23 protein-coding genes are annotated in these 26,312 nt (G+C 60.1%); 8 read left to right on the forward strand and 15 right to left on the reverse strand.

Going from position 1 to position 26,312, the window contains the following annotated elements; all coding sequences use genetic code 11:
• Window positions 1-3: 3 nt before the first annotated feature.
• Together CAF79_RS15035 and CAF79_RS15040 are read right to left on the reverse strand one after the other, a co-directional pair.
• A complete protein-coding gene (locus tag CAF79_RS15035; protein WP_085698417.1) occupies window positions 4-897 on the reverse strand; it encodes a glycine betaine ABC transporter substrate-binding protein in 894 nt (297 codons plus the stop codon).
• 21 nt (window positions 898-918) lie between these two features.
• Window positions 919-1,608 carry an ABC transporter permease gene (locus CAF79_RS15040; protein WP_166554532.1) on the reverse strand — a complete coding sequence of 230 codons (690 nt, stop codon included), beginning with the start codon at window positions 1,606-1,608 and terminating at the stop codon, window positions 919-921.
• Between the two features lie 355 nt (window positions 1,609-1,963).
• Between CAF79_RS15040 and CAF79_RS15045 the strand changes: the two genes are divergently transcribed.
• The 3 genes from CAF79_RS15045 (at window position 1,964) to CAF79_RS15055 (ending at window position 5,305) form a co-directional block, all read left to right on the forward strand.
• Entirely contained in the window at window positions 1,964-3,547 is a 1,584-nt protein-coding gene (locus CAF79_RS15045; protein ID WP_085698418.1) for a peptide chain release factor 3, read from the forward strand.
• Window positions 3,548-3,674: 127 nt separating this feature from the next.
• Window positions 3,675-4,883: an MFS transporter gene (locus CAF79_RS15050; protein WP_085698419.1), complete on the forward strand. Its 1,209-nt coding sequence runs from the start codon at window positions 3,675-3,677 to the stop codon at window positions 4,881-4,883.
• 161 nt (window positions 4,884-5,044) lie between these two features.
• Window positions 5,045-5,305 carry a hypothetical protein gene (locus tag CAF79_RS15055; protein ID WP_085698420.1) on the forward strand — a complete coding sequence of 87 codons (261 nt, stop codon included), beginning with the start codon at window positions 5,045-5,047 and terminating at the stop codon, window positions 5,303-5,305.
• A gap of 107 nt (window positions 5,306-5,412) precedes the next feature.
• Here the strand turns inward: CAF79_RS15055 and CAF79_RS15060 are convergent, their stop codons facing one another.
• The 9 genes from CAF79_RS15060 to CAF79_RS15100 form a co-directional block, all read right to left on the reverse strand.
• Window positions 5,413-6,393, reverse strand: a complete 981-nt coding sequence (locus CAF79_RS15060; protein WP_085698421.1) for a peptide ABC transporter ATP-binding protein — start codon at window positions 6,391-6,393, stop codon at window positions 5,413-5,415.
• The gene (locus CAF79_RS15065; protein WP_085698422.1) at window positions 6,393-7,361 is read right to left on the reverse strand and encodes an ABC transporter ATP-binding protein; all 969 of its coding nucleotides are present in this window, start codon (window positions 7,359-7,361) and stop codon (window positions 6,393-6,395) included. Before CAF79_RS15065 ends, CAF79_RS15060 begins: the two co-directional genes overlap by 1 nt.
• 10 nt (window positions 7,362-7,371) lie before the next feature.
• Complete coding sequence (locus CAF79_RS15070) at window positions 7,372-8,298, reverse strand: ABC transporter permease subunit (protein ID WP_085698423.1); 927 nt, start codon at window positions 8,296-8,298, stop codon at window positions 7,372-7,374.
• Between the two features lie 11 nt (window positions 8,299-8,309).
• On the reverse strand, window positions 8,310-9,320 hold the full coding sequence (locus CAF79_RS15075; protein ID WP_085698424.1) for an ABC transporter permease subunit: 1,011 nt from the start codon (window positions 9,318-9,320) through the stop codon (window positions 8,310-8,312).
• A gap of 74 nt (window positions 9,321-9,394) precedes the next feature.
• Entirely contained in the window at window positions 9,395-10,990 is a 1,596-nt protein-coding gene (locus CAF79_RS15080; RefSeq protein ID WP_085698425.1) for an ABC transporter substrate-binding protein, read from the reverse strand.
• Window positions 10,991-11,068: 78 nt separating this feature from the next.
• Window positions 11,069-12,484: an OprD family porin gene (locus tag CAF79_RS15085; protein WP_085698426.1), complete on the reverse strand. Its 1,416-nt coding sequence runs from the start codon at window positions 12,482-12,484 to the stop codon at window positions 11,069-11,071.
• A 177-nt stretch (window positions 12,485-12,661) separates the two neighbouring features.
• Window positions 12,662-14,260 (reverse strand): ABC transporter substrate-binding protein, encoded by a 1,599-nt coding sequence (locus CAF79_RS15090; RefSeq protein ID WP_085698427.1) that lies wholly within the window; start codon window positions 14,258-14,260, stop codon window positions 12,662-12,664.
• 300 nt (window positions 14,261-14,560) lie between these two features.
• Window positions 14,561-16,186 carry an ABC transporter substrate-binding protein gene (locus CAF79_RS15095; RefSeq protein ID WP_085698428.1) on the reverse strand — a complete coding sequence of 542 codons (1,626 nt, stop codon included), beginning with the start codon at window positions 16,184-16,186 and terminating at the stop codon, window positions 14,561-14,563.
• Window positions 16,187-16,446: 260 nt separating this feature from the next.
• The gene (locus tag CAF79_RS15100) at window positions 16,447-18,048 is read right to left on the reverse strand and encodes an ABC transporter substrate-binding protein (protein WP_085698429.1); all 1,602 of its coding nucleotides are present in this window, start codon (window positions 18,046-18,048) and stop codon (window positions 16,447-16,449) included.
• Window positions 18,049-19,011: 963 nt separating this feature from the next.
• Between CAF79_RS15100 and CAF79_RS15105 the strand changes: the two genes are divergently transcribed.
• Window positions 19,012-19,371 (forward strand): DUF6124 family protein, encoded by a 360-nt coding sequence (locus CAF79_RS15105; RefSeq protein ID WP_085698430.1) that lies wholly within the window; start codon window positions 19,012-19,014, stop codon window positions 19,369-19,371.
• Window positions 19,372-19,556: 185 nt separating this feature from the next.
• On the opposite strand, the gene CAF79_RS15110 is transcribed toward CAF79_RS15105, so the two are convergent.
• A complete protein-coding gene (locus CAF79_RS15110) occupies window positions 19,557-20,273 on the reverse strand; it encodes an SIMPL domain-containing protein (protein WP_085698431.1) in 717 nt (238 codons plus the stop codon).
• Window positions 20,274-20,588: 315 nt separating this feature from the next.
• Here CAF79_RS15110 and CAF79_RS15115 point away from each other — a divergent pair, with 315 nt between their 5' ends.
• The 4 genes from CAF79_RS15115 (at window position 20,589) to CAF79_RS15130 (ending at window position 25,106) form a co-directional block, all read left to right on the forward strand.
• Complete coding sequence (locus CAF79_RS15115; protein ID WP_085698432.1) at window positions 20,589-21,851, forward strand: ATP-binding protein; 1,263 nt, start codon at window positions 20,589-20,591, stop codon at window positions 21,849-21,851.
• Window positions 21,844-22,404 (forward strand): response regulator transcription factor, encoded by a 561-nt coding sequence (locus tag CAF79_RS15120; protein WP_003221630.1) that lies wholly within the window; start codon window positions 21,844-21,846, stop codon window positions 22,402-22,404. Before CAF79_RS15115 ends, CAF79_RS15120 begins: the two co-directional genes overlap by 8 nt.
• Window positions 22,405-22,500: 96 nt before the next feature.
• Window positions 22,501-24,228 (forward strand): ABC transporter ATP-binding protein/permease, encoded by a 1,728-nt coding sequence (locus tag CAF79_RS15125; protein ID WP_085698433.1) that lies wholly within the window; start codon window positions 22,501-22,503, stop codon window positions 24,226-24,228.
• A gap of 131 nt (window positions 24,229-24,359) precedes the next feature.
• Window positions 24,360-25,106, forward strand: coding sequence for a FadR/GntR family transcriptional regulator (locus CAF79_RS15130; protein ID WP_178076455.1), 747 nt, complete (start codon window positions 24,360-24,362; stop codon window positions 25,104-25,106).
• Window positions 25,107-25,128: 22 nt separating this feature from the next.
• Here the strand turns inward: CAF79_RS15130 and CAF79_RS15135 are convergent, their stop codons facing one another.
• The 3 genes from CAF79_RS15135 to CAF79_RS15145 all read right to left on the reverse strand — a co-directional run bounded on the left by CAF79_RS15135 (window position 25,129) and on the right by CAF79_RS15145 (window position 26,301).
• The gene (locus tag CAF79_RS15135; protein ID WP_085698434.1) at window positions 25,129-25,500 is read right to left on the reverse strand and encodes a hypothetical protein; all 372 of its coding nucleotides are present in this window, start codon (window positions 25,498-25,500) and stop codon (window positions 25,129-25,131) included.
• Between the two features lie 132 nt (window positions 25,501-25,632).
• Window positions 25,633-26,007, reverse strand: coding sequence for a hypothetical protein (locus CAF79_RS15140; RefSeq protein WP_085698435.1), 375 nt, complete (start codon window positions 26,005-26,007; stop codon window positions 25,633-25,635).
• Between the two features lie 102 nt (window positions 26,008-26,109).
• Window positions 26,110-26,301 carry a hypothetical protein gene (locus CAF79_RS15145; protein ID WP_085698436.1) on the reverse strand — a complete coding sequence of 64 codons (192 nt, stop codon included), beginning with the start codon at window positions 26,299-26,301 and terminating at the stop codon, window positions 26,110-26,112.
• Window positions 26,302-26,312: the final 11 nt, after the last annotated feature.

Consider the following 26,312-nt stretch of genomic DNA (forward strand, 5'->3'; position numbering starts at 1 on the left):
CCTTTAATTCAGTGGATGCTGGCGCAGGAAATCGGCAGCGACTTTCGACGGGCTTTCGTGATCGACATCGACCCGCGCGTTGAGCTGGCGCATGGTTTCGTCGTCGAACAGTTCAGCCAGCGGCTTGAGTTGCTCCGCCAGTTGCGGATGGGCGTCGAGGTAGGCCTGACGCACCACAGGAGCGGCGGTGTAGTCCGGGAAGTAATGCTTGTCGTCCTCCAGCAGCTTCAGGCCGAAAGCATTGAGGCGACCGTCGGTGGTGTAGACCAGACCGGCAAACACCTGCCCGTTGCGCAGCGCGGTGTAGACCAGGCCTGCGTCCATCTGGCGGATGTTCTTGCGGGTCAGGTTCATGTCGTAAAGCTTGACCATGCCGTCCAGACCGTCGGAGCGGTTGGCGAACTCGGTGTCCAGCGCGACCAGGTGGTTGGTCTTGGCTTCAGCCTTCAGCACGTCGTTCAACTGGCTGATATTGCTGATCTGCGGATATTCCTCGGCCACCTTTTTCGGCAGGGCGAGGGCGTAGGTGTTACTGAATTTCGACGGCGTGAGCCAGACCAGGCCTTTTTTCGCGTCGAGTTCTTTTACCCGGGCGTAGGACTGTTCGCTGTCGAGTTTCTCGGTGACATGGTTGTAGGCCACCAGCGACACACCGGTGTATTCCCAGAGCATGTCCAGCTGTCCGCTTTCGTGGGCGCTGCGGGCCAGGTTGCTGCCCAGGCCGCCGGTGATCCGCGCGTCGTAACCTTTGCTGCGCAAGTATTGCGCGGTGATTTCCGCGAGCAGCGTCTGCTCGGTGAATACCCGGGCGCCAAGACGGATAACGGGCTTTTCAGCGGCTTGCGCCAATCCCGCGAACAGCAGGGCGCAGCCTAAGATCAAGCTAAGTCGTTTCATGTTCATTCCTTCGCAAGAGCCTTAAGACGGGCGCAAACCGCGTTCCAGCCAGAGACGGCTGGCGAGGGTGACCACGCCATCGAGCAGCAGGGCCAGCAGCGCGGTGCACGCGGCGCCGAGCAGCAGTTGCGGCTGATTGTTCAGGGCGATGCCGGGGAAGATCAGGCTGCCAAGGCTGTTGGCGCCGATCAGGAAGGCCAGCGGTGCGGTACCGACGTTGATCGCCAGCGCGACCCGCACACCGCCGACGATGATCGGCACGGCGTTGGGCAATTCGACTTTCCACAACACCTGACGCGGCGTCATGCCGATGCCGACGGCGGCTTCTTTCAGCGAACCCTGAACGTTTTTCAGGCCTTCATAGGTGTTGCGCACAATCGGCAACAGCGAGGCGAGGAACAGAGCGAAGATCGCCGGACCGCTGCCGATGCCGAGAATCCCCAGGGCAATCGCCAGCACGGCCAGCGGAGGCACGGTATTGCCGATATTGAAGATCTGCATGAAGCGTTCAGCGCGGCCGACCATGCTCGGGCGGCTCAGGAAGATACCGGCGGGGATGCCCACGACCAGGGCGGCCAGCATTGAAGCGAGGACGAGAATCAGATGAGCTTGCAGGTAAAACAACAAATCGTCGCGGTAGTGTTCGATCGTGTTGATGCCGATCCAGTGGACCAGCAGGGCCAGGAGCGCGATCACCACCGCACCTCCCATCAGCCCTTTGCCATAGCGGATAGCCACAGGCGGACTCCTTTTTTTAGTCGGCGAACGCAGCTCCGCGTGGCATGCCATTCCTGGCTGCCGGAGTCAGCGTTCGCGAGAAGCGGCTTTTTTTCAGCCCGGCAAAAACGGTCTGAAAGCGAGCCATGAGCGCAGCCTCGTCAGGCTAACTTGCTGATTTTTCAGCCCCTGACGAATTGTCGTAACAGGGGATGGACGTCTCCGTGCTTTAAAAGGTTCCCATCCGAGGCAGCATTTGGCCACCCTTAATGTGCTCAACGGTTCGGTTATTGAATCGAGTTGGGCTATAATCGCCGCCCTTTTTTGAATCACCGCCAGGCGATTTCCCATGACCAACCAGGCCGCCGAAGTCGCGAAACGCCGCACTTTCGCCATTATTTCCCACCCCGATGCCGGTAAAACCACCATCACCGAAAAGCTCCTGTTGATGGGCAAGGCGATTGCCGTGGCCGGTACGGTGAAATCCCGTAAATCCGATCGCCATGCGACATCCGACTGGATGGAGATGGAGAAGCAGCGGGGTATTTCCATTACCACCTCGGTCATGCAGTTCCCGTATCGCGAACACATGATCAACCTGCTCGACACCCCGGGCCACGAAGACTTCTCCGAAGACACCTACCGCACCCTGACCGCGGTGGACTCGGCCCTGATGGTCCTCGACGGCGGTAAAGGTGTAGAGCCGCGGACCATCGCGCTGATGGATGTCTGCCGTCTGCGTGACACGCCGATCGTCAGCTTCATCAACAAACTCGACCGTGACATCCGCGACCCGATCGAACTGCTCGACGAGATCGAGGCCGTCCTGAAGATCAAGGCGGCGCCGATCACTTGGCCGATCGGTTGCTACCGCGATTTCAAGGGTGTGTACCACCTGGCGGGCGATTACATCATTGTCTACACCCCTGGCCACGGCCACGAACGCACCGAAACCCGGATTATCGAGAAGCTCGACTCCGACGAAGCCCGCGCTCACCTGGGCGACGAGTACGACCGCTTCCTCGAGCAGTTGGAACTGGTGCAGGGCGCCTGCCATGAGTTCAACCAGCAGGAGTTCATCGACGGTCAACTGACCCCGGTGTTCTTCGGTACCGCACTGGGCAACTTCGGGGTCGACCACGTACTCGACGCCGTGGTCGACTGGGCCCCGCGCCCGCTGCCGCGTGTGGCCAACGAGCGCACCGTGGAGCCGGTGGAAGAGAAGTTCTCGGGCTTCATCTTCAAGATCCAGGCGAACATGGACCCGAAACACCGCGACCGCATCGCCTTCATGCGTATCTGCTCCGGCAAGTACGAGAAAGGCATGAAGATGCGCCATGTGCGTACCGGCAAGGACGTGCGCATCGGCGACGCCCTGACGTTCTTCTCCTCCGAGCGTGAGCAGCTGGAAGAAGCGTACGCCGGCGACATCATCGGCCTGCACAACCACGGCACGATCCAGATCGGCGACACCTTCACCGAAGGCGAAACCCTGGGCTTTACCGGTATCCCGCACTTCGCCCCGGAACTGTTCCGTCGCGTACGTCTGCGCGACCCGCTGAAATCCAAGCAATTGCGCCAGGGCCTGCAACAGCTGGCCGAAGAAGGCGCGACCCAGGTGTTCTTCCCGGAGCGCACCAACGACATCATCCTCGGCGCCGTCGGTGTGCTGCAGTTCGATGTGGTCGCCAGCCGCCTGAAAGAGGAATACAAGGTCGAGTGCTCCTACGAGCCGATCACCGTGTACTCCGCGCGCTGGATCGAATGCAGCGACAAGAAGAAGCTTGAGGAATTCTCCAACAAGGCGGTGGAAAACCTGGCACTGGACGGCGGCGGTCACCTGACCTACCTCGCCCCGACCCGGGTCAACCTGGCCCTGATGGAAGAGCGCTGGCCGGACGTGAAATTCCGTGCAACCCGTGAGCACCACTAAGCGCTGACTGGTGAGACCCGAAAGCCCACTGATAAAACAGGGGGCTTTTTTTTGCGTGCTGATTAAGTATGCGAACTCATTCAATTCGGGCGCCGAGCGTCCGGTCGATCAACAAGGGAGCAATCGAATGACAGGGAGGCTCGCTCATCTGCTTCGGCCCAACGGTTATTTCAGCCTGATGGCCTGGGTGCTGGCGGCGCTGCTGTTCATCAATCGCCTGAGCAGCATGGTCAAGCTGTTCATGGCGTTGTACTTGCGCCAGGAACTGGGGCTGGCGATCGAAACCGTTGGCTGGCTGCTGTCGGCGTATGGCGGTGGCTTGCTGATCGGCTCGATGCTCGGCGGGTGGCTCAGTGACCACGTGCGCACGGCGCGACTGACGGCGGCGCTGTTTTTCATCTCTGCGTGGGTTCTGGTGTTGCTGGGGCTGGTCACGCAAGTGCCGTTGCTGGCCGGGTTGCTGTTGCTCAGCGGCACGCTCGACGGGGCGATCCGTACGCTGCATCAACGCTTGATCATGGAGTATTGCGAGGTTGGGCAGCGTCCACGGGCGCAGGCGTTGAGTCGCATCGCCAGGAACCTCGGGATGGCCGCTGCCGGTGTGGCGGGCGGTGTTCTGGCGCAAGTGGATTTTCGTTGGGTGTTTTTCATCAGCGCCGGGCTCACGCTGCTGGCGCTGCTCTGGTTTGTTCGCACGACCTGGCACCGGCCGGTGCTGGATGCTGAGGAGGCGCCGCAGGCGCAATCGGGTGCGGGCCTGCCGTATCGCGACAAGCCATTCCTCTGGCTGCTGGCAGCGACCCTCCTTCTGGGTATGGCGTTCGACACGGTCTACAGCACCTTGGGCAACTACCTTCGCGACTATTACCGCTTGAGTACCGAGGCCATCGGCTGGCAGTTCGCGATCAATGCGATTCTGGTCGTGACTTTGCAGATTCCCATGTCGCACTGGGGCGAATGCTGGGGCGCGCGCCGACCTTTGATCGCCGGTTGTGTGCTGCTGGCGGTCGGGCTCGGCATGTTGCCGCTGGGTTCCGGATTGCTTTATGCCTGCCTCTCGACCGTGATCTGGACGCTGGGGGAGGCGTTGTTCATGCCACCGTTGAACGTGCTGGTGATGCAACATGCGCAAACCGGAAAAAGCGGTCGCTATTTCGGTCTGTTCTTCATGGCCTGGAGTGCGAGTTCGCTGCTGTCGCCCGTGCTCGGCGGGCAGCTTTATGGCCAGTTCGGGGGCCACAGTGTCTGGCTGGCGAGTGCCGTGCTGGCCTTGCTGTCCGTGCCGCTGATTTATCAGGCGACCCGAGTTCGTCCCACACAAGGCGCAGGCGCTTAGCTGATCCGGTTATGGACGTTATTCGAAAGCGGTCTGTCCAGGCACGGCATTTCCGGGCGTTGGTTAGCGTCCCATCTGGTGAACCCGGCTGATTGGAACTAGATTTCAATCAGCGTCAGGTCAGGCATGAATTTCTCACCTGGAACAGGATGGAATCGGCTATGAAAAACAGGTTGCTACGCGTTTTGTTGCTGTTGAAAGTGATGGTGATGCTGTCCCTCGGCACCGCGACGGCCTGGGCCGAGTGCGAGGATCACGATACTCAGGCCTTTAGCGAGCAGGTCGGGCACAGCGCGCTGATGCTGGCCAAGTCCGAGTCCGAGCCGGGCGATCAGGGCCAGGGCGGCAGTGCCGACGATGACGACGACACCACCGATGAGCCGGACACCGACGATGCGGACGAAGGTGACAGCCAGACGTAGATTCCGGGCAAAAGAAAACCCCTTCTTTCCCGATCGATGCGCAATCGAGGCAGAAGGGGTTTGGGCAACTCATCAACAACCCGCCCCGGAAAACGGGGCGGGTTTTTTCATGCCGCGCCGTCGAGGAACTGCTCGGCGTAGTGGCACGCTACCTGACGGGTGTCGAGCTGGCGCAGGGCCGGCTCTTCGCTGCTGCAACGCGCGGTGGCGTACGGGCAGCGCTTGTGGAACGCGCAGCCAGGCGGCGGGTTTAGCGGGTTGGGCAGCTCGCCGACGATCTTGATTTTCGGCTTGTCCGGATCCGGATGGATAGTCGGCGTCGCCGACAGCAGCGCCTGGGTGTACGGGTGCAGAGGACGGGCATAGATGTCCTCTTTCGGACCGATTTCCACCGGACGACCGAGGTACATCACCATCACGTCATCGGCCACGTGCTGCACCACCGCCAGGTTGTGCGAGATGAACACGTAACCGGTGTTGAACTCCTGCTGCATGTCCATGAACAGGTTCAGCACCTGCGCCTGGATCGACACGTCCAGCGCCGAGGTCGGTTCGTCCGCCACCAGCACTTTCGGTTGCAGCATCATGGCGCGGGCCAGCGCGATACGCTGACGCTGACCGCCGGAGAACATGTGCGGATAACGCTGGTAGTGCTCGGGACGCAAGCCGACCTGCTTCATCATCGCCTGGACTTTCTCGCGACGCTCGGAAGCACTCAGGTTGGTGTTGATCAACAGCGGCTCGGCCAGTTGATCACCGATTTTCTGCCGTGGGTTCAACGAGGCGTACGGGCTCTGGAACACCATCTGCACGTCTTTGCGCAGTTGTTTGCGCTGGGCCTTGTCGGCGCCTGCCACTTCTTGCCCGGCGATTTTCAGGGAACCGGACGACGGCTCCTCGATCAGGGTCAGGGCGCGGGCGAGGGTGGATTTGCCGCAGCCCGATTCACCAACGACGGCGAGGGTCTTGCCGGCTTCCAGCTCGAACGACACGCCGTTGAGGGCGCGCACGGTGGCGTGGCCCTTGAACAGGCCGCGGGAGACTTCGTAGTGACGGGTCAGGTCGCGGGCGGTAAGTACGACGGCCATTACGCCACCTCCTGGTTCAGCGGATAGAAGCAGCGGGCGAGGCTGTGGCTTTTCGGGTCAAGGGTCGGACGCTGCGCGCGGCAGCTGTCCTGCACGTACGGGCAGCGCGGCGACAGCAGGCAGCCCTGCGGGCGGTCGTAACGGCCGGGAACGATGCCTGGCAGTGTGGCCAGACGCGCGGCACCCTGGCTGTGTTCCGGAATCGCCTTGAGCAGCGCTTCGCTGTACGGGTGGGCCGGGATGTCGAACAGTTGCGGCACCTGACCGACTTCAACGGCTTGACCGGCGTACATCACGCACACGCGCTGGGCGGTTTCAGCCACGACGGCGAGGTCGTGGGTGATCAGCACCAGGCCCATGTTCTGCTCTTTCTGCAGCGCCAGCAGCAGGTCCATGATCTGGGCCTGGATGGTTACGTCGAGTGCAGTGGTCGGCTCGTCTGCGATCAGCAGTTTCGGCTCGCCGGCAATTGCCATGGCGATTGCCACGCGCTGGCTCATGCCGCCGGACAATTGGTGCGGATAGGCATCCATACGGCTGGCGGCGCCGGGGATCTCAACTTTTTCCAGCAGCTCGATGGCGCGCTTGCGGGCGGCCTTGCCGGACATTTTCAGGTGCAGGCGCAGCACTTCTTCGATCTGGAAACCGACGGTGTAGCTCGGGTTGAGCGCGGTCATCGGGTCCTGGAACACCATCGCCAGGTCTTTGCCGACGATCTGCCGACGCTGGCGGTTGTTCAGCTTGAGCATGTTCTTGCCGTCGAAGCTCAGCGAGTCGGCAGTCACGATGCCCGGGTGCTCGATCAGTCCCATCAGCGCCATCATGGTCACCGACTTGCCGGAGCCCGACTCGCCCACGATCGCCAGGACTTCGCCCTTGTCGACTTTCAGGTCGAGGCCGTCGACCACCGGTGTGGCGTTCTTGTCGCCGAAGCGAACGTTGAGATTCTTGATTTCTAACAGTGACATGGGAATCTCCTCAGGCGGCGTTCTTGAGTTTCGGGTCCAGCGCATCGCGCAGGCCGTCGCCCATCAGGTTGATTGCCAGCACGCTGAGCAAAATGGTCAAACCAGGCAGACTCACCACCCACCAGGCGCGTTCGATGTAGTCGCGGGCCGAAGCCAGCATGGTGCCCCACTCAGGGGTTGGCGGCTGGACGCCGAGGCCGAGGAAGCCCAGGGCGGCGGCATCGAGTATCGCCGAGGAGAAGCTCAGGGTCGCCTGTACGATCAGCGGTGCCATGCAGTTCGGCAGCACGGTGATGAACATCAGGCGTGGCAGGCCGGCACCGGACAGGCGCGCGGCGGTCACGTAGTCGCGGTTCAGCTCACCCATCACGGCAGCACGGGTCAGACGCACATAGGAAGGCAGCGACACCACGGCAATCGCGATCACGGTGTTGATCAGGCCTGGGCCGAGGATGGCGACGATCGCCACGGCCAGCAGCAGCGATGGCAGAGCCAGCATGATGTCCATCAGACGCATGATGGTCGGGCCGACCACTTTCGGGAAGAAACCGGCGAACAGACCCAGCAGGATCCCGGGAATCAGCGACATCACCACCGACGACAGACCGATCAGCAGCGACAGGCGCGAGCCCTGGATCAGACGCGACAGCAAGTCGCGACCCAGTTCATCGGTGCCGAGCAGGAACTGCATCTGCCCGCCTTCGAGCCACGCCGGCGGCGTCAGCAGGAAGTCGCGGTATTGCTCGCTCGGGTTATGCGGGGCGACCCACGGCGCGAAAATCGCGCAGAAAATCACCAGCAGCATGAACAGCAGGCCGGCGACGGCGCCCTTGTTTCTGGCGAATGCCTGCCAGAACTCTTTGTACGGTGACGGGTACAGCAGACTTTGATCCACGGCGGTGGCGGCGGTGACTACTGAGGAAGTTGGAGTGCTCATGGGTATTGACCTCAGCGCTGATGACGGATGCGTGGGTTGGCAAAGCCGTAGAGGATGTCCACCACGAAGTTGACCAGAATCACCAGGCAGGCGATTAACAGGATGCCGTTTTGCACAACCGGGTAGTCCCGGGCGCCGATGGCTTCGATCAGCCATTTACCGATGCCGGGCCAGGAGAAGATGGTTTCGGTCAGGACCGCGCCAGCGAGCAGGGTACCGACTTGCAGGCCGACCACGGTCAGTACCGGAATCAGCGCGTTGCGCAGGCCGTGCACGAACACCACGCGCGACGGCGACAGGCCTTTGGCCTTGGCGGTGCGGATGTAGTCTTCACGCAGGACTTCGAGCATCGACGAACGGGTCATCCGCGCGATCACCGCCAGCGGAATGGTGCCCAGCACGATGGCCGGCAGGATCAGGTGGTGCAGGGCATCGACGAACGCGCCCATGTCATCGGCCAGCAGAGTGTCGATCAGCATGAAGCCGGTGCGCGGCTCGATGTCGTAAAGCAGGTCGATCCGCCCGGACACCGGGGTCCAGCCCAGGCTCACCGAGAAGAACATGATGAGGATCAGGCCCCACCAGAAGATCGGCATCGAATACCCCGCCAGGGAGATGCCCATTACCCCGTGGTCGAACAGGGATCCTCGCTTGAGGGCCGCGATCACCCCGGCCAGCAGGCCCAGGATACCGGCGAACAGCAGGGCGGCCATGGACAGTTCCAGGGTCGCCGGGAAGAGGGAGGTGAACTCGGTCCATACGCTCTCACGGGTGCGCAGGGATTCGCCGAGGTCGCCGTGAGCCAACTTGCCGATGTAGTCCAGGTACTGGGCGTACAACGGTTTGTTAAGACCGAGGCGTTCCATTGCCTGAGCGTGCATTTCGGGGTCGACCCGACGTTCGCCCATCATCACTTCCACGGGGTCGCCGGGAATCATGCGAATCAACGCGAAAGTCAGCAAGGTGATGCCGAAAAACGTGGGGATCAATAACCCCAGTCGGCGGGCAATAAAACTAAACATCGTGTGTGGTACCTCATCAGCCGGTTAGGCGTGCCCGGCGACCCTGGGGTCAGGGAGGCCGGGAGTTTTCTTATCTACTTCACCTGGGTGGTGGCGAAGTTATTGGTTGTCAGAGGGCTGATGTGATAACCCTCTACGTTGTTGCGCATTGCGGTGAACATGCGGGTATGGGCCATGCTGATCCATGGCTGATCCTGATTGAACAGCACTTGAGCCTGTTCATACAGCTTGGCGCGTTCGGCCGGATCTACTTTAGCCCGTGCTTCGTCGAGCAGGGCCTGGAATTTCTCGTTGCACCAGCGAGCGTAGTTTTCGCCGTTCTTGGCGGCTTCGCAACTGAGCATAGGCGTCAGGAAGTTATCCGGGTCGCCGTTGTCGCCCGCCCATCCGGCCGAAACCATGTCGTGCTCGCCGGCCTTGGCGCGCTTGAGCATCTCGCCCCATTCCATCACCCGGATGTCGATCTTGATTCCGACTTTCGCCAGGTCAGCCTGCATCATCTGCGCGCCGAGCATCGGGTTCGGGTTGGTCGGGCCGCCGCCGTTGCGGGTGAACAGGGTGAAGGTGGTGCCTTCCGGTACGCCGGCTTCCTTGAGCAGGGCGCGGGCCTTGTCCAGGTCACGTGGCGGGTTTTTCAGCTCGTGGTTGTAGCCCAGCAGGGTCGGCGGGTACGGGTTGACCGCAACGGTCGCGTTGCCTTTGCCGAACAGGGCGTTGACGTAGGCTTCCTTGTCGAAGGCGATGTCGATCGCTTTGCGCACCCGCACGTCGCTGATGTATTTGTGCTGGGTGTTCATGGCGACGTAGGAGACAGTCATCGCATCCAGTTCATCGACTTTCAGGTTGCTGTCTTTCTTGATGCTCGGAATGTCATCCGGTTTCGGGTACAGCGCGATCTGGCACTCGTTGGCCTTGAGTTTCTGCAAGCGCACGTTGTTGTCGGTGGCGATCGCCAGGATCAGTGCGTCAGCCGGGGCCTTGCCACGGAAGTAATCCGGGTTGGCCTTGAAGCGTACCTGGGCGTCCTTGTTGTAGCGCTGGAAGATGAACGGCCCGGTGCCGACCGGTTTGCTGTTCAGGTCGCCGGTCTTGTTGGCCTTGAGCAACTGGTCGGCGTATTCGGCCGAATAGATCGAGGAAAACGCCATGGCGATGTCGGCCAGGAACGGCGCTTCACGACGGGTCAGGGTGAACTTGACGGTGTTGTCGTCGACTTTCTCGACGCTTTTGAGCAGTTCCTTGAAACCCATGCTTTCAAAGTACGGGAAGCCCACGCTCGACAGCTTGTGCCACGGGTGATTCGGGTCCAGCTGACGCTGGAAACTCCAGACCACGTCGTCGGCGTTCATGTCGCGGGTCGGCTTGAAATATTCGGTGGTGTGAAACTTGACGCCTTTGCGCAGGTGGAACGTGTAGGTCAGGCCGTCTTCGCTGATGTCCCAGGATTCGGCCAGCGCCGGAATCACTTCGGTGGTGCCCGGCTTGAAGTCCGCCAGACGGTTGAACACCGTTTCAGCTGCCGCATCGGCTGTGACTGCAGTCGTGTATTGGACTATATCGAAGCCTTCCGGACTGGCTTCGGTGCAGACCACCAAGGGTTTGGCCGAGACGCCGACAGCGACACTCAGCAACGCAGCCGCGATGGCCGCACGTAGGGGAAGCATTTTCATCAAGAACCCTCTGCAATCGGTTGAAGACAAAAAGCCGAACGGCCGACTCGTCACTGAGTCAGCCGTCGGCTGGCGTTTTTACAGGATGTTGAATGGAACGGTGGTCACCAGACGGAACTCGTTGATGCTGCCGTCAGCCTGGTTTTCGCTTGCACGGTGCGCGGTGTAGGTCGCGCGAACGGTGGTGGCTTTCAGCGGACCGCTCTGTACGGCATAAGTGGCACCGATGCCGTATTCATAGTGGTGTTCGCCGTCCATCGACTGCACGCCATCGTAGCCGCCACCCTTGTAGTGAGTGCCGTCGATGCCCCAGCCGCGGGCCTGGTAGATGTTGAACTTCAGGCCTGGCACACCGTATTCGGCCATGTTCAGACCGTAGGCCACCTGGAAGGATTTCTCGTTCGGGCCGTTGAAGTCCGACAGCAGGGAGTTGGCCAGGTAGATGCCGTTGGTTTCGTGCAGGTAGTCGAAGTACTCGTTACCGTTCACTTCCTGGTAGGAGAAGGTCAGGGTATGCGCCTGGTGAGTCAGGCCGAACGACAGGGAGTACGTGTCGTTGTCGATTTCACCCAGTTTCTTCTTACCTTCATCCACGGTCTTGTAGTAGTTCAGACCGGTGGTCAGAGCCAGTACCGAGCTGTCACCCAGCACGTGGGTGGCGCCGAAGTAGTACTGGTTCCACAGGTCTTCGGCCTGGGTGCCCCACAGGCTGGTGGTCAGGCTGGCGAACGGCTGGTACGAGATGCCGCCGGTGTGAACGTGGTCGGCTTCGGCATCGATCGCGCCGTATTCGGAGCGGAACTTGCTCAGGCTTTCTTCGGTACGCGGCGAAACGCGGTCGAACGAGGCCAGGTCGAAGGACAGATTGTTCAGCTCTTCGCTGTGGATCGCGATACCTTCGAAGCTCGATGGCAGCGGACGGTTGCCGATCACATCAACCTGCGGGCTGCTGAAGTTCATGCGGCCGGCGGTCAGGGTGGTGTTGGAGATGCGTGCCTTGACGTTGGCCAGGCCGACTTTGCTCCACTGGCCCTGGGCTTCGCCGCCTTCACGGGTCAGGGTACGGTTGTTGCCCGCGCCCGGACGGGTGCCTGGTGCGCCGCCATTGTTGGCCGCCAGGTTCTCGCGGTCACGTTCCAGCGCGATGGCGTTGTACGCTGCCACTTCGGTGCTGAAACCGACGGTGCCTTCGGTGAAGCCCGAGTTGTACTTGACGATGGTGCCTTGCACCCAGTTGATACGGCGGTCGGTCGGGGTGGCTACGCCATCCTTGCGATAGGTGAACTTGCCGCCGCGCTTGAGTTGTTCGTTGGCGTACCAGTTACGGGTCGTGCCGCTGATTGTGGAGCCTTCGAGGAAGCCGGTGGCTTCGGCCTGGGCGCTCTTTTCATTGACGGTCACCGGGGTGAACGCCTGGCTTTGGGTTTCCGCGTAAGCCGTGGCGGTGATGCTGCTGATGGCCAAGGCCAGTATCGCGGTATTGCTCAGTTTCATGGGTGAAGCTCCTTTACTTTCTTTTTATGCCGGCTTTTTTGGGTTGGCCGGTTATTGGTTTAGAACTCATTCACACATCGCAAACGTTTGCAAAAGGCCTGAATGGCGAATTTCGGCAAAGCGCTTGCGTGAGGGGGTAGACGGCCCCCTCAGCGTTGCGGCTAATCGGTTGTTTGTTTAATCGATGCTGACACCCGAAAACACGTTGCGACCGAACGGGCTCACCTTGAACCCTTCGACTTTGGCGCTCAGCGGCTGGTTGACCGTCGAGTGGGCGACAGGCGTGATCGGCACTTGCTGCTTGAGCAGTTGTTGGGCCTGTTTGTAGAGCACGGTGCGCTGGTCGCGGTCGGTGACGACCTTGGCCTGCTTGATCAGCTTGTCGTAAGCCGGATCGCACCACATGGAGTAGTTGTTGCCGCCGATGGCATCGCAGCTGTACAGCGTGCCGAGCCAGTTGTCCGGATCCCCGTTGTCACCGGTCCAGCCGATCAGGCTGATGTCGTGCTCGCCATTCTTGGTGCGCTTGATGTACTCGCCCCATTCGTAGCTGACGATCTTCACTTTCAGACCGATTTTGGCCCAGTCAGCCTGGAGCATTTCGGCCATCAGTTTGGCGTTCGGGTTGTACGGACGTTGTACCGGCATCGCCCACAGGGTGATCTCGGTGCCTTCCTTGACGCCGGCAGCCTTGAGCAGCTCTTTGGCTTTTTCCGGGTTGTAGGCGGCGTCCTTGATGGTGTCGTCGTAGGACCATTGGGTCGGCGGCATGGCGTTGACGGCCAGTTGGCCGGCGCCTTGATAAACCGCGTTGAGAATCCCCTGTTTATTCACCGCCATGTCCAGTGCCTGACGCACTTCGAGCTGGTCGAACGGCTTGTGGCGCACGTTGTAGGCGATGTAGCCGAGGTTGAAGCCCGGCTTCTCGATCAATTGCAGTTTCGGATCGTTCTTCAGTGCCGGTACATCGGCCGGACGCGGGTGCAGCGTGATCTGGCATTCGCCGGCCTTGAGCTTTTGCACGCGTACCGAAGCATCGGTATTGATCGCGAAAATCAGGTTTTTCAGCTTCACCCGGCTCTGATCCCAGTAATGCGGGTTGCCGGTGTAGCGGATGTTCGAGTCTTTCTGATAGCTCTTGAACACGAACGGGCCAGTGCCGATCGGCTTCTGGTTGATGTCGCTCGGTTTGCCTTCGGCCAGCAGCTTGTCGGCGTACTCGGCGGACAGGATGGCGGCGAAGCTCATGGCGATGTTCTGGATGAACGCGGCGTCGACGCTGTTGAGCGTCATGACCACGGTCAGCGGCCCGGTCTTCTCGACCTTGGCGATGTTCTTGTTGAGGCTCATCCCGTTGAAATACGGGAACTCGGTCGGATAAGCCTTACGGAATGGCTGTTGCGGATCGAGCATGCGGTTAAACGTGAACAGCACGTCATCGGCATTGAAGTCGCGCGTGGGTTTGAAGTACGGCGTTGTATGAAACTTCACACCTTCGCGCAGGTGAAAGGTGTACTTGAGACCATCCTCGGAAATATCCCAGCTGGTTGCCAGGCCCGGTACGACATTGGTCGCGCCTTTTTCGAACTCGGCCAGCCGGTTGTACAGCGGCTCGGCGGCGTCGTTATCGGTCGCCGTTGTGTACTGCGCGGTATCGAAACCGGCCGGGCTGCCTTCGGAGCAGAACACCAGACTGTTGCTGGCGGCGAAACTGGCGGACGCGGCGGTCAACAGACCGGCGCCCAGCAATGCGGAAAAAACCAAGGTATGGCGCATGACGCTCCCTCTTTTTTTAGTGTTGTTCAATGCGCCGCGATCCCGTCCAGGGAAGTTGTGGCGGCATCGAGTTCAAACCAATACGGCAGCAAAACCGATGGTCCACGCAGTCACTGGTCAGAACCCGACGGTAGGGGCCGTGGGTCTGGCAGTAAATGCGCTGAGTCCTAAAGACTCGTAGGAAAAGGCAACACGTCCTGAACCAACCCGGTAAGACCGGTTGGAAAAGTTTGTAGGCAGATTCCTAACTTCTCGGCAAAAAAAACAGCGGCGACGCTGAAAACGTCGCCGCTGCTTCTTTTATTTGCTGACGCTGACGCCGTAGAAGGAGTTCAAGCCGAATGGGCTGATCTTGAAGTCCTGCACGTTGGCGCGCATGGGTTGATACACCGTCGAGTGAGCGATAGGTGTCATAGGGACTGCATCTTTGAGGACGTGCTGCGCCTCTTTGTAGAGTTCGGTGCGCTTGGCCTGGTCAGTGGTGCGCTTGGCTTCTTTCACGAGGCCGTCGAATTTCTTGTCGCACCATTTGGAGAAGTTGTTGCCGCTCAGGGAGTCGCAACCAAACAGCACGTTGAGCCAGTTGTCCGGATCACCATTGTCACCGCTCCAGCCAATGATCATCGCCTGGTTCTCGCCACCCTTGGAGCGCTTGATGTACTCGCCCCATTCGTAGCTCTGGATCTTCACTTTCAGGCCGATCTTGGACCAGTCGGACTGCAGCATTTCAGCCATCAGCTTGGCGTTCGGGTTGTACGGACGCTGCACCGGCATCGCCCACAGGACGATCTCGGTACCTTCCTTGACGCCGGCTTCCTTGAGCAGCTGCTTGGCTTTCTCGGGGTCGTACTTGGCGTCCTTGATGGTGGTGTCGTAGGACCACTGGGTCGGCGGCATGGCGTTGACGGCCAGTTGGCCGGCGCCCTGGTAAACCGAGTCGATGATCTGAGGCTTGTTGACCGACATGTCCAGTGCCTGGCGAACGCGCAGGTCGGCCAGCGGGTTAGGCTCGTTGCTGCCCTTGACCTTGTCCATCACGTTGTAGGCGATGTAGCCCAGGTTGAAACCGGCCTGGTCCGGCATTTTCAGCGCAGGGTCGGCTTTCAGTGCGGCGAGGTCGGCCGGACGCGGGAACAGGGTGACCTGGCACTCGTTCTTTTTCAGCTTCTGGATACGTACCGACGGGTCGGTGGTGATGGCGAAGATCAGGTTGTCGATCTTCACGTCTTCAGGCTTCCAGTAGTCCTTGTTGCCGGTGTAACGGATGTTGGAGTCTTTCTGGTAGCTCTTGAACACGAACGGACCAGTGCCGATCGGCTTCTGGTTGATGTCGGCAGCCTTGCCTTCCTTCAGCAGCTGGGCTGCGTACTCGGCGGACTGAACAGACGCGAAGCTCATGGCCATGTTCTGGATGAACGCGGCGTCGACTTCTTTCAGGGTGAACTTGACGGTGTGGTCGTCGACTTTATCGATCTTGGTGATGTTGGTGTCCATCCCCATGTCGGTGAAGTACGGGAATTCGGTCGGGTACGCCTTACGGAACGGGTCATCCTTGTTAATCATGCGATTGAAGGTGAACAGCACGTCGTCGGCGTTGAAGTCACGAGTCGGCTTGAAATACGGGGTGGTGTGGAACTTGACGCCTTCACGCAGGTGGAAGGTGTAAGTCAGGCCGTCATCAGAAATGTCCCACTTGGTCGCCAGACCAGGAACAACGGCGGTGCCGCCGCGCTCGAACTGGGTCAGACGGTTGAACATGGTTTCGGCTGAGGCGTCGAAGTCGGTTCCGGTGGTGTATTGGCCTGGGTCGAAACCGGCCGGGCTGCCTTCGGAGCAGAACACCAGGTTAGTCGCAGCGGAAGCGAAAGGTGCGGAGGCTAACAAGCCTGCGCCGACTAAAAACGGAATGACCGCGTGTTTAAGCATGTTGGCCTCATGATTTGTTGTCATTTTTTAGTAGTGAGGTACGACCTCGTGAGTCGTGCCTGCGGATACTTATGCAGGGCCCATACCCAATGCAAGATCCAGAGCGCTCGGCGGCGTCAAAGCGTGGCACGAACGTACCTTAATGTCGCATCCGTATAACTTCTGACGCATTTGACCGTTTGCGGCCGGTTTTTACGGTGCAAACGAAGCCCCAAAACGGTGCGCCGGTCACGTTGTGCGCGCCGGATTGGGGCCGGGTGTTACTTATTTATACCCACCCCGTAAAAGGGGGTTAGACCGAACGGGCTGATCTTGAAGTCGGTGACTTCCTTGCGCAGTGGCTGGAACACCGTGGAATTGGCGATCGGCGTGATCGGCACCTGCTGTTTGAGGATCAGTTGCGCCTGTTGATACAGTTTTACCCGTTGCGATTTATCGGTGGACACCTTGGCCTGCTGCACCAGCTTGTCGTAGGCCGGATCGCACCACTTGGCGTAGTTGCTGCCTTTTACCGCGGCGCAGCTGTAAAGCACGCCCAGCCAGTTGTCCGGGTCGCCGTTGTCACCGGTCCAGCCGTAGATCATCGCGTCGTGTTCGCCATTCTTGGCGCGCTTGATGTACTCGCCCCATTCATAGCTGACGATGTTGGCCTTGATCCCGATCTTCTCCCAGTCCTGCTGGATCATCTGCGCCGACATCCGCGCATTCGGATTGGAGGCGCGCTGCACGGTCATGGCCCAGAGGTTGATGGTTGTACCCGGTGCAACCCCGGCTTCCTTGAGTAGCGCCCTGGCTTTTACCGGGTCGTGCGGCGTGTCTTTTATGTTCGGATCGAACGACCATTGCGCTGGCGGCAAGGCGTTTTGCGCGAGCTGCCCGGCACTCTGATAAACCGCTTTGATGATCGCCGGTTTGTCGATGGCCATGTCCAGCGCCTGGCGCACTTTGAGCTGATCCAGCGGTGGATGAGTGGTGTTGTAGGCGAGAAAGCCGAGGTTGAATCCGGCCTGCTTCAATACGCGCAAGTTCGGGTCTTTTTCCATCACTTCAATGTCGGCCGGGCGCGGGTAGCCGCTGACCTGGCATTCGCCGGTCTTGAGCTTTTGCAGGCGTACGGCGGCGTCCGGGGTGATCGAGAACACCAGGTTATCGAGCTTCACGTCCTCGGGTTTCCAGTAGTCCTTGTTCGCCGCGTAGCGGATCTGCGCGTCCTTCTGGTAACGCTTGAACACGAACGGGCCGGTGCCGACCGGTTTCTGGTTGAGGTCGGCGGCGTGGCCTTCCTTCAGCAGCTGCGCGGCGTATTCGGCCGATTGCACCGAGGCAAAGCTCATGGCGAGGTTTTGCACGAACGCGGCGTCGACGTTGTTCAGGTTGAAGCGCACGGTGTTTTCGTCGAGCTTTTCCACGGATTTGATTGTGCTGTTCAGGCCCATGTCGGTGAAATACGGGGATTCGGCAGGGTAGGCCTTGCGGAAGGCGTTTTCCGGGTCGAGCAGGCGCTGGAAGGTGAACAGCACGTCATCGGCGTTGAAGGTGCGGGTCGGGGTGAAGTAGTCGGTGGTGTGGAATTTTACGTTTTGGCGCAGGTGGAAGGTGTATTGGAGGCCGTCCGGGCTTACGTCCCAGCTTGTGGCCAGGCCCGGTTCGATGTCGGTGCTGCCGCGTTTGAATTGGGTGAGGCGGTTGAAGACGGTTTCGGCGGAGGCGTCGAAGTCGGTGCCGCTGGTGTATTGGCTGGGGTCGAAGCCTGCGGGGCTGGCTTCGGAACAGTAGACGAGGGTTGTTGCTGCGTTGGCGATGGGGGTTATGGCGGTCAGGGCCAGGGTGATCAGGAGTGGTTTTAGGGTGGTTCTTTGCATGTCTGGCCCGTGGGTCTGGAGGTGGTTGTTCCTTGAGGTTAGCGGGGATTTGAGGGGGATCGGAAATATCGTTTTTTGAGGGGATGCGTCTATCTCGGTATATCTGGGCTTGTGTACATATCCGTTGCTGCGGTAACGGCTTCTTAGGGTTCCGCCCTTACGGCGGGTCACTTTTTACAAACGCCTAAAAAGTAACCAAAAACGCTTGCTCCTGCGTTCGGCCCCTCGCTAAGGCTCGGGGTTCCTTCGCTCCGGGATTAATCCGGGGGCATCGCCTACGGTTTGCTTCGCTGCACCTCCTCTCGATGCATGCGGCTTCGCCAAACGGTCGCTGCGCTCCCACCCCCGGATAAATCCCTCCACTCAGCCTTCCGACGTCGCCCGTAGATCAAGATCAAAAGCTGCAGCCGAGCTAACGCTCATCCTGTTGAGTGGTGGTGGGGCAACAGCTAGAGCGGTTTGTGTGCTTTTCGGATTTTGAATTCACCTTCGATATCTCACGTCGGCGTATTTCATTTAAACGACGCGGTCAGTCCCCTCTCCCTCCGGGAGAGGGCTAGGGTGAGGGCAGCTTTTGATCGTTCCCACGCTCCGCGTGGGAATGCAGCCCGGGACGCTCCGCGTTCCATTTTCGAATGTTTAAAGATGTGTGGGATTCACCGAACCTTCCCACAATGTTTTCAGGTTGTCCGTCGGAAGCACGCTCTCTAGTCTTCGGTTGTCGCAGAAAACTCTGTGATTGGGTGTGAGAACCCAGGCAAGCGAGTGTTATTCAAACGTCAGTCCGACCATAATTGCCGCCAGCATTCCTGCTGCCTGTAATTGATTTATGGCGGCTGTGTGCGGGCAGACTTCGGTCTGGCCGGAATCTCCTTGCCCGGTTTCTCACCCCGCACATAGCTGCCACCTCTTCGCCGCGTGAGAACGGCATTTGGTGGCTTCAAGTCAGCAAGGAGTTAATCAATGAACAAGGTTGTCCCCGATCCACCCTTCGAAACACCCACCCCCCTCGAAGAAGCCATGCGCGCCGAAGACCTCGCCCGCAACCGCGAAGCCATCAAACGCGCCCTCGACTATTACCTGTGCCCCAACCCTTTTAAACCGCGCCCGAGCACGATGTATATGGTCACGCCCAACGTCGACACCGAAAGCCTGTTGGTCAATGCCTGCGAATCCCTGGCGTCGGCCAGTACGATCGCGAGCAATTTTGCCAATGAACTCAGCGGTTCGCAGCGCAGTACGGCGTTGGGTATTCAGCAGATCATCATGCTGGCCGAGTTGGCGGTGAACCGGGCGCTGGACCGGGTTGATCCGAGAGCTTGAGACCGCGTCGTCGCTCATTGCGGGCAAGCCCGCTCCCACAGGGTCGTGCGCGATTTCAATAAATCCACAGAACGGGTGGGAGCTGGCTTGCCAGCGATGACGGCGGAGCTGACAACCCAAATCCCGGACATAAAAAAACCGGCGATCATTCCTGATCGCCGGTTTTTCGTTCAGCCGTCACTCAATCATTGCATCAACACTTCAATCGAACCATCGGCGGTCAGGCTGACCTGGCTGGTGCCGGCTTCGACCTCAGGCGTCACGGGTGCAGAATCCATGCCCGCCGCTTTCATCATCATCGGGGCGCGCATGTACGGTTGCGGGTAGCCGTTGCTGTTGAGGTTCAGGTTGACGATTTTGTAACCCTTGCCGCCCAGGGCGTCGGTGGCCAGTTGGGCGCGGGCCTTGAAGGCGGTGACGGCTTCTTTCAGCAGTTTGTCTTCGCTGGCCTTGCGGGTCGGGTCGGCGATGGCGAAGTCCATGCCGCCCATTTTCAGGTCGGTCAGCAGTTCACCGGTGAGTTTGGACAGGGCGGCGAAGTCGGCGCTTTCCAGGCGCAGTTCGGCGCGTTCGCGCCAGCCGGTGATTTTCTGGCCTTTGGTGTCGTAGATCGGGTAGCTGTTGCGGCTGCCCTGGCGCAGGGTGATGTCTTTGACCTGCTTGGCCTGGGCCAGGGCCTTGTTCATGGTGGTGCTGACGTCGGCGGCGAGTTTGGCCGGGTCGGTGTTCTGTTCTTCGGTGTAGAGGGTCACGATCATCAGGTCGCGGGCCACTTCCTGGCTGACTTCGGCACGCAGGGAAATCTGGTTGTAGTGCAGCTCATCGGCGGCCAGGGCCGGAAGGCTGGCGACACTGCCGACGGTCAGGGCGAGAAGGGCGGCGCTGCGGCGAAATGTGTGCATGAAAGCTCCTTGATGAGGGCGCAGGTGATGGTTCGGGGCCTGCGTGAAACCATCAGACTCTAGCTTTTATGATCCGGTTCGCCCAGTTACAACTTCTATACAGATGGCCGGCAGCCGCTGCGCAGCCAATCGCGAGCAAGCTCGCTCCCACATTTGGGACGCGTTCCCCTGTGGGAGCGAGCTTGCTCGCGAAGGGGCCCTTATAGCCGCAGAAAATCTTTGCGCCATGTGGTCGTTTGCCGCACTTTCGCCTCTCAAGCGCGCGCCTTGGTTATACTCCGTGCGATCCGCCTGGAGCGCTCATCAGGAGAGCTCATGCTCGCCCCCGTACAACTGACTTCCGCCACTCGCCAGAACCTCTGGCGGCTGACTTTCATTCGCACCCTGGTGCTCGCCGCGCAGGCCGGTTCCGTGGGCCTGGCCTACTGGCTGGAATTGTTGCCGTTGCCGTGGGTGCAACTGGTGATGACCCTCGGCTGTTCGATTCTGCTGTGTGTGTTCACCGCTGTGCGCCTGCGCACTTCGTGGCCGGTTACCGAGCTCGAATACGCGCTGCAACTGGCCTGCGATCTGGTTATCCACAGTGCCTTGCTGTATTTCTCCGGTGGTTCGACCAACCCGTTCGTTTCGTACTATCTGGTGCCGCTGACCATCGCTGCGGTGACGTTGCCGTGGCGTTATTCGGTGGTGCTGTCGGGCATTGCGCTGGCCTTGTACACGCTGATGCTGACGCATTTCTATCCGCTGGAAACCCTGCCGGTGGCGCGGGAGAACCTGCAGATCTACGGCATGTGGCTGAGCTTCGCGCTGGCGGCAGCGGTCATTACCTTCTTCGCCGCGCGCATGGCCGAAGAGCTTCGCCGGCAGGAAGAGTTGCGTGCGATCCGTCGCGAAGAAGGCCTGCGCGATCAGCAATTGCTGGCCGTTGCGACGCAGGCTGCCGGTGCCGCTCATGAACTGGGCACACCGCTGGCGACCATGAGCGTCTTGCTCAACGAAATGCAGCAGGATCATCACGACCCGATGCTTCAGGAAGACCTGAAAGTGCTGAAGGATCAGGTGAAACTCTGCAAGGAGACCCTGCAACAACTGGTGCGCGCCGCCGAAGCCAATCGCCGGATGGCGGTGGAGATGCAGGACGTTACCGATTGGCTCGACGAGGCGCTCAACCGCTGGCACCTGATGCGTCCGGAAGCCAGTTATCGCTTCCAGCGCCTGGGCCAGGGCCCGTTGCCGCGTGTGGCACCGCCGCCGGATCTGACCCAGGCCTTGTTGAATCTGTTGAACAACGCCGCCGATGCCTGCCCGGAAAACCTTCAGGTGACCCTGGACTGGACCGCCGAAGACCTGACCATCAGCATTCGCGATCATGGCGCTGGTGTGCCGCTGGCCATCGCCGAGCAGATCGGCAAACCGTTTTTTACCACCAAGGGCAAAGGTTTCGGCCTGGGCCTGTTTTTGAGCAAGGCCAGCGTGACACGCGCCGGCGGCTCAGTGAAACTCTATAGTCATGAGGAAGGCGGCACGCTCACCGAGCTGCGCCTGCCCCACGGCGCCCGAGGAGAGCAACATGAGTGACGAAATCCAAGTCGAAGGCGAAGAACTGCCGCATTTGCTGCTGGTCGATGACGATGCGACCTTCACCCGGGTGATGGCCCGTGCCATGGCCCGCCGTGGTTTCCGCGTCAGCACCGCCGGTTCCGCCGAGGAAGGCCTGACCATCGCCCAGGCCGATCTGCCGGACTACGCCGCGCTGGACCTGAAAATGGACGGCGATTCCGGTCTGGTCCTGCTGCCGAAGCTGCTGGAACTGGACCCGGAAATGCGCGTGGTGATCCTCACCGGTTATTCGAGCATTGCCACCGCCGTCGAAGCGATCAAGCGCGGCGCCTGCAATTACCTGTGCAAACCGGCCGACGCCGACGACGTGCTGGCAGCGCTGCTGTCCGAACACGCCGATCTCGACAGCCTGGTGCCGGAAAACCCGATGTCGGTGGATCGCCTGCAGTGGGAACACATCCAGCGCGTGCTGACCGAGCACGAAGGCAACATCTCTGCCACTGCCCGCGCCCTGGGCATGCACCGCCGCACCCTGCAGCGCAAACTGCAGAAGCGCCCGGTTCGTCGCTGAACCTGCGCTGAACGACCATCGCCAGCCCTCGCGATAAAACGCACCGATCATCTATGATCGGTGCGTGTCTGTTCTTTTCTTTATCGAGCCTTTTCCATGAATCAGAACGCTGAATATTCCGCGGTCAACGATGCTGTGCGCGGGCAGTTTTTTCGCAAGGTGTGGGCCATGACCACGCCTTATTGGCGCAGCGAAGAGAAGGGCAAGGCCTGGACGTTGCTGATCGCCGTTATCGCCCTGTCGCTGTTCAGCGTGGGCATCTCGGTGTGGCTCAACAGTTGGTACAAGGATTTCTACAACGCCCTGCAAAAGAAGGATGAGGCGGCGTTCTGGCAGTTGATCCTGTACTTCTGCGGGATTGCGACCGTGGCCATTCTCGGTGCGGTGTACCGCCAGTATCTGACGCAAATGCTCACCATCCGCTGGCGGGCGTGGCTCACCGAAAACCATTTCAAGCGCTGGCTGGGGCACAAGAACTACTACCAACTGGAGCAGGGCGGCTATACCGATAACCCTGACCAACGGATTTCCGAAGACCTCAACACGTTCACCAGCACGACCTTGAGTCTCGCCCTGGGCTTGATCCGCACAATCGTCAGCCTGGTGTCGTTCTCGATCATTCTGTGGGGCGTGTCCGGCAGCATCGAAGTTTTCGGCATCGAAATTCCGGGCTACATGTTTTGGTGTGCGCTGCTGTACGCGGCGGTCGGCAGCTGGCTGACACACTTGATCGGTCGACGTCTGATCGGCCTGAACAACCAGCAACAACGGTTCGAAGCCGACCTGCGTTTCTCCATGGTGCGGGTGCGCGAAAACGCCGAGAGCATCGCGCTGTACAACGGCGAGCCCAACGAAAACCGTCGCCTGAGCAGCCGCTTCGGTCTGGTCTGGCACAACTTCTGGGACATCATGCGAGTGTCCAAGCGCCTGACGTTCTTCACCTCGGGTTATGGCCAGATCGCAATCATCTTTCCCTTCATCGTTGCGGCCCCCCGTTACCTGTCCGGCAAGATCGAACTGGGTGAGCTGATGCAGATCAACTCGGCGTTTGGCAACGTGCAGGAGAACTTCAGCTGGTTCATCGATGCCTATGCGTCGCTGGCGGCCTGGAAAGCCACCTCCGATCGTCTGTTGAGTTTCCGGCAGGCAATGACCGATAACGAAGAGCGTTCGCCGGCCATCGATGTGCAGAATCAGGGCGATGAGCTGAAGGTTCATAACCTGGGCCTGGATCTGGCCGACGGTCGTCACCTGCTGACCAGCGCTGACATGATGGTTGAAGCGGGCGACCGCGTGATGCTCAGCGGCCGTTCCGGCAGCGGCAAGTCGACACTGCTGCGGGCAATGGGGCATCTGTGGCCGGCGGGGCACGGCAGCATTCGCTTGCCGGCGTCGCGTCATCTGTTTCTGCCGCAAAAACCGTATCTGCCGATCGGCACCCTGCGCGACGCCTTGAGTTATCCACAACCGGGCGAAACCTACGCGCCAGAGCGTTACGCACAAGTGCTGGAGACTTGCCGCTTGCCGCATCTGGTGGCGCGACTGGACGAGGCCAACCACTGGCAGCGCATGCTCTCGCCGGGCGAACAGCAACGTCTGGCCTTCGCCCGCGCGCTGCTCTATGCACCGCAATGGCTGTACATGGACGAAGCGACGTCGGCGATGGACGAAGAGGACGAAGCCACGTTGTATCAGGCGCTGATCGATCAGTTGCCGGGTCTGAGCATCGTCAGCGTCGGCCATCGCAGCAGCCTCAAGCGCTTCCATCCACGGCATGTGCGGATCGATGGCGGGCATCTGGTCGAGCAGACCGTGACCGCCTGATTTATCCGCACCTCTCTCGTGGGAGCTGGCCTGTCAGCTCCCACAGGATTTGCGTGGAAACGGAAAGTGATCGTACAACTCGCTTGAGCTATGATGCCCACAAGCCGAAATTTCGAGACAAGATGCAGACCATGGAAAACCTGATCGACACCCCGCGCCTCCCTCGCAAGCGCCGCAGCCTGGCTCAAGAACTGGTGACGGTGCTGACCGAGCAAATCCGCGACGGTCTGCTCAAGCGTGGCGACAAGTTGCCCACCGAGTCGGCGATCATGGAAGCCCATGGTGTCAGCCGCACTGTGGTGCGCGAGGCGATCTCCCGGCTACAGGCCGCAGGTCAGGTGGAAACCCGTCATGGCATCGGTACTTTCGTGCTCGACACCCCGAGCCCCAGCGGTTTCCGGATCGACCCCGCTACCGTGGTCACTCTGCGTGATGTGCTGGCGATTCTCGAATTGCGCATCAGCCTGGAAGTCGAATCCGCCGGCCTCGCCGCGCAGCGTCGCAGCGCCGAACAACTGGCCGCAATGCGCGCCGCCCTCGATGCGCTGAACGAAAGCGTGGCCCATGCCAGCGATGCGGTGGCCTCGGACTTTCAATTCCACCTGCAAATCGCGCTGTCCACCGGCAATCGCTACTTCACCGACATCATGACCCACCTGGGCACCAGCATCATTCCGCGCACTCGGTTGAACTCGGCGCGCCTGGCCCATGACGATCAGCAGCACTACATGAATCGCCTGAGCCGCGAGCACGAGGAAATCTACGACGCCATCGCCCGTCAGGATTCCGATGCGGCACGCGCGGCCATGCGCCTGCACCTGACCAACAGCCGCGAACGGCTGCGTCAGGCGCACGAAGAAGCGCAGGCGCAGGGCTGAACTCTGGAAGTGCGGGAAAACGTCATACGGTGTCGACTATAGATAGCGGTAATACCTTTGATGGTTGCGTGGTTCCGTCTATCGTTGCGATGTAGCTGATTTCTGCGGACCCATTTTTGAATTGATAGTTGAAAAGGCTTCTTGAATCCAGAGAGACCTGTTCCTTTCCGGCTGCCGAGGTCGTAAATCTAGTGCCCCATGGTATAGGGGGGCTAAAGCGGTCGGGCTTGACTGCAATTGTTATGTCGATCTGTTGGTTTGCTGCTTTCCCCTCATAAAAGAAATCGAGTAGAAAAACGCCATCCAGTTTTTTGGTGTCCAGCACTCCATTTGGCGCCTGAGGTGCTTCCGCTGGGGCAAGTAGATTTAATGGGGATAATTGTAGTGTCTGCATGAGAAACTCTCCTTGGGTCGGGGTGAGTGCAATCTTTTTGTACCCCGCCAGTTGAGCTTCTTTGTGTGCCGGTGTGCCACTGTCAGAAATAACAGTGGCGACAAGCGGTCGCAATTGATCCCCCGCGCGTGATCAGGCCTCGATATATAGTCTCAACGGCTCCGAACACGGCTCCAGACTGGCCTCATCAGCAAACTTGTAGCGCAGCTCAACGGTACTGTTCAGGTACTTTTCCAGCTCGAACTTCGGGATGCTCAGTTCGATCCCGGTCAGGCCGACCATGTCATCGAGTGCTTCATCCCAGACGCCGGTCGGTTCCGACAGGCCCAGCCATTCAGGCTCTTCAGGATCAGCGCCGAGAATCGGGTACACATCCCAGTTCGGCGGTGTGTTCTGCCCGTCGGGCACACGGACGATCAAATCGTCATCCAGAGTCGACAGCCGCAGGATGATCGAATCGCTGGCGTGGTCGGGGAATTGCGGAAGGTGTGCAGCGGCAAACGTCATGCTTCGTTCTCCTTGAAAGATCTGCCGCGATCCTTCGCGGCAGTCGTCGCACTTTACCCGGCGAATCGGTGAGGCGCGCCGGGGCAATCTTGTCCGGGCATTTCAGCTCTGGGGCAGAATCGAGCGATCGACCCTGACCGCCAGCTTGCCCGGGCCGGGCCTGACGTCGAACGTCGCCCGGCCCTGAGCATCCACCGACGTGCGGGCGATGGCCATGCCGTCACGCAGCAATTGCAGCGGCGCACCTTTCAACGATTGGCCCGAGGCCAGTTCCACTTTCAATTTGATCGTCATCGAATCACTCC

This window comes from Pseudomonas sp. B26(2017) (genome assembly GCF_002113045.1).
GTDB lineage: Bacteria > Pseudomonadota > Gammaproteobacteria > Pseudomonadales > Pseudomonadaceae > Aquipseudomonas.

Bases quoted from the DNA above. Each gene is read 5' to 3' on its own strand.
- CAF79_RS15035 (WP_085698417.1), bottom strand. From the start codon at position 897: ATGAAACGACTTAGCTTGATCTTAGGCTGCGCCCTGCTGTTCGCGGGA.
- CAF79_RS15040 (WP_166554532.1), bottom strand. From the start codon at position 1,608: ATGGGAGGTGCGGTGGTGATCGCGCTCCTGGCCCTGCTGGTCCACTGG.
- CAF79_RS15045 (WP_085698418.1), top strand. From the start codon at position 1,964: ATGACCAACCAGGCCGCCGAAGTCGCGAAACGCCGCACTTTCGCCATT.
- CAF79_RS15050 (WP_085698419.1), top strand. From the start codon at position 3,675: ATGACAGGGAGGCTCGCTCATCTGCTTCGGCCCAACGGTTATTTCAGC.
- CAF79_RS15055 (WP_085698420.1), top strand. From the start codon at position 5,045: ATGAAAAACAGGTTGCTACGCGTTTTGTTGCTGTTGAAAGTGATGGTG.
- CAF79_RS15060 (WP_085698421.1), bottom strand. From the start codon at position 6,393: ATGGCCGTCGTACTTACCGCCCGCGACCTGACCCGTCACTACGAAGTC.
- CAF79_RS15065 (WP_085698422.1), bottom strand. From the start codon at position 7,361: ATGTCACTGTTAGAAATCAAGAATCTCAACGTTCGCTTCGGCGACAAG.
- CAF79_RS15070 (WP_085698423.1), bottom strand. From the start codon at position 8,298: ATGAGCACTCCAACTTCCTCAGTAGTCACCGCCGCCACCGCCGTGGAT.
- CAF79_RS15075 (WP_085698424.1), bottom strand. From the start codon at position 9,320: ATGTTTAGTTTTATTGCCCGCCGACTGGGGTTATTGATCCCCACGTTT.
- CAF79_RS15080 (WP_085698425.1), bottom strand. From the start codon at position 10,990: ATGAAAATGCTTCCCCTACGTGCGGCCATCGCGGCTGCGTTGCTGAGT.
- CAF79_RS15085 (WP_085698426.1), bottom strand. From the start codon at position 12,484: ATGAAACTGAGCAATACCGCGATACTGGCCTTGGCCATCAGCAGCATC.
- CAF79_RS15090 (WP_085698427.1), bottom strand. From the start codon at position 14,260: ATGCGCCATACCTTGGTTTTTTCCGCATTGCTGGGCGCCGGTCTGTTG.
- CAF79_RS15095 (WP_085698428.1), bottom strand. From the start codon at position 16,186: ATGCTTAAACACGCGGTCATTCCGTTTTTAGTCGGCGCAGGCTTGTTA.
- CAF79_RS15100 (WP_085698429.1), bottom strand. From the start codon at position 18,048: ATGCAAAGAACCACCCTAAAACCACTCCTGATCACCCTGGCCCTGACC.
- CAF79_RS15105 (WP_085698430.1), top strand. From the start codon at position 19,012: ATGAACAAGGTTGTCCCCGATCCACCCTTCGAAACACCCACCCCCCTC.
- CAF79_RS15110 (WP_085698431.1), bottom strand. From the start codon at position 20,273: ATGCACACATTTCGCCGCAGCGCCGCCCTTCTCGCCCTGACCGTCGGC.
- CAF79_RS15115 (WP_085698432.1), top strand. From the start codon at position 20,589: ATGCTCGCCCCCGTACAACTGACTTCCGCCACTCGCCAGAACCTCTGG.
- CAF79_RS15120 (WP_003221630.1), top strand. From the start codon at position 21,844: ATGAGTGACGAAATCCAAGTCGAAGGCGAAGAACTGCCGCATTTGCTG.
- CAF79_RS15125 (WP_085698433.1), top strand. From the start codon at position 22,501: ATGAATCAGAACGCTGAATATTCCGCGGTCAACGATGCTGTGCGCGGG.
- CAF79_RS15130 (WP_178076455.1), top strand. From the start codon at position 24,360: ATGGAAAACCTGATCGACACCCCGCGCCTCCCTCGCAAGCGCCGCAGC.
- CAF79_RS15135 (WP_085698434.1), bottom strand. From the start codon at position 25,500: ATGCAGACACTACAATTATCCCCATTAAATCTACTTGCCCCAGCGGAA.
- CAF79_RS15140 (WP_085698435.1), bottom strand. From the start codon at position 26,007: ATGACGTTTGCCGCTGCACACCTTCCGCAATTCCCCGACCACGCCAGC.
- CAF79_RS15145 (WP_085698436.1), bottom strand. From the start codon at position 26,301: ATGACGATCAAATTGAAAGTGGAACTGGCCTCGGGCCAATCGTTGAAA.